Origin of the sequence: Wolbachia endosymbiont of Glossina morsitans morsitans (assembly GCF_000689175.1) — a bacterium.
GTDB lineage: Bacteria > Pseudomonadota > Alphaproteobacteria > Rickettsiales > Anaplasmataceae > Wolbachia > Wolbachia pipientis.
In genome coordinates, this window is the sequence record NZ_AWUH01000020.1 from 1 (window position 1) to 1,919 (window position 1,919).

Consider the following 1,919-nt stretch of genomic DNA (forward strand, 5'->3'; position numbering starts at 1 on the left):
ATCATATTTTGATAATATCCTTAAAGCCTGATTTTTATACTCTTGACTGTTTCGATATTCATTACCTTGTTGGTCAGAGTAAGTTAGTTTATCCTGTCCATCGGAAGTTTTTACTACCTTGAGGAAATGATATTCCTTTGATATATCAAGTGTATCATTTGTTGCCCTATTTATAGCACGAGCAACATCATAAAAATGCAACGTGTTCTACAGGAGAAAAACTTCCAACGTTTTCTCCATCCATTTTTTCTATATTTGCTTTATAGTAGGATACGTTTTTAATTTCTCCACCCACTATTTCTTGACCAATTGCTATGAAATCTCCTTTTGTAACTTGCAAAGCGTTGAGATGTTCCATTGCAGTTTCTGTATCATTCTCAGCAAGCCAACTTTTGAAGTCAGTATCGTGTCCTTTTATGTCTTTCAAGAAACTTTTTGACTCATCTGAGTTACCTTGACGTAAAGCATCTAGGTAGTCTCTTAATAAACTAGGATCTTTTTCCTGTAAGTACATTATCAACGCATGACCTGTTTTATAAACCAAGCTATTTGCTTCGCTGTCCTTTGAGTATTCTAAACTTAAAATTTTATCTAAATCCAAATTTGCAGCTTCAGTTTTGTCGATACTTGATCCTTGAGAATTGAATTTATGATCTGAATGATGCTCAAAGTAGTCTGCAATTCCTTCCATTAATACTGTAGGTAAAGATTTGCCTCCTGTAGCCAAGTAAGTTAAACCATGTGCAAATTCATGCTGAAGGTTATGAACGCCACCTTGCTGGTAGACGTACATTTCAGCAAAAACGTCAGCTTTCCCTTTGTAGTAACATTTACCACCTTCGTCTCCAAGGTAAGAACCGAAACGCTCGCTTCCGCCAAGGTGAGTGTAATCATCCTTGTCATCAAACATGTCAATTTTAAATGTTTGTTCTGAACTGCCGCGTTCTAACTCGAATGCGTTTTTAAAATTAGTAGCTGTTTCTCTTATCTCACTTTCAATGTTAGCAACTTTACTTGCTCTTTAAATTGTGAGAATAAACCTCTACTTTAATATTTAAAATCTTTCAACTTCTATAACATGTGGCGAATTAAACCCTTTGCCGTCATTGTTGAAATATTCTGCTTTAGTTATATTTTTATTTACTTGTTGACTAATTGTCATAATTTTAACCTCTAATTTGCTGATCTTTCAATATCAAGCATAAAGTAATTTCCCTAAAAAAAACGTAAATCCCTGTATTGATATAATTTATATCTTAATAAATAAAGTATAGATAGTTAACTTAATATGTAAAATTTAGAATATGGCTGAAATTCTATACAGCTATATTCCGGAATCACATTGGACAAGGACAAAAGCAAAGTGGTTTATTGACTTTCATTCCACCAAAGCACTATACTAAAACCACGATGGGTAATTAGCTCAGTTGGTAGAGCACTTGCTTGACGTGCAAGCGGTCGCTGGTTCGAACCCAGTGTTACCCACGTTTTTGTTTATGAAAAGATTTTATATGACAGCAGTGCATAACGGTAAACACTCAGCAGCGCAGTCCAAGCGCTTAATCTATTCCATAATAATAGTTGCGATAACAATGTTTATGGAAATAGTAGGTGGAATAATTTCATATTCGCTTGCTCTATTATCAGATGCAGGGCATATGCTCACTGACCTCTTTGCCTTGGTTTTAAGCTGGTTAGCACATAGGTTTTCAGCTAAGAAATCCGATTTGCAGAGATCATACGGATATCATCGGTTGCAGATAATTGCAGCATTTGTTAATGGTTTAACTCTATTCCTCATTGCAGTAATCATTATAATTGAGTCAATAAAGAGGTTTATTTTTCCAGTCAATGTTTGAGTGGAAAGTAATGTTAGTAATTGCTACACTTGGCCTGATCTCTAATATCATAGTCTTTTT

The 1,919-nt window shown here is 34.7% G+C and carries 1 protein-coding gene, 1 tRNA gene and 2 pseudogenes; 2 read left to right on the top strand and 2 right to left on the bottom strand.

Features of this window, described 5'->3' with window-relative positions; translation table 11 throughout:
* Positions 1-201 (bottom strand): annotated as a pseudogene (locus tag WGMM_RS06335) (collagenase); the annotation flags it as partial.
* The gene (locus WGMM_RS06340; protein ID WP_240991802.1) at positions 188-910 is read right to left on the bottom strand and encodes a collagenase; all 723 of its coding nucleotides are present in this window, start codon (positions 908-910) and stop codon (positions 188-190) included. The gene WGMM_RS06340 and the pseudogene WGMM_RS06335, both read right to left, overlap by 14 nt.
* Before the next feature lie 502 nt (positions 911-1,412).
* Between WGMM_RS06340 and WGMM_RS00645 the strand changes: the two genes are divergently transcribed.
* Positions 1,413-1,485 (top strand) — tRNA-Val (locus tag WGMM_RS00645).
* Positions 1,486-1,511: 26 nt separating this feature from the next.
* A pseudogene (locus WGMM_RS00650) lies at positions 1,512-1,919 on the top strand (cation diffusion facilitator family transporter); the annotation flags it as partial.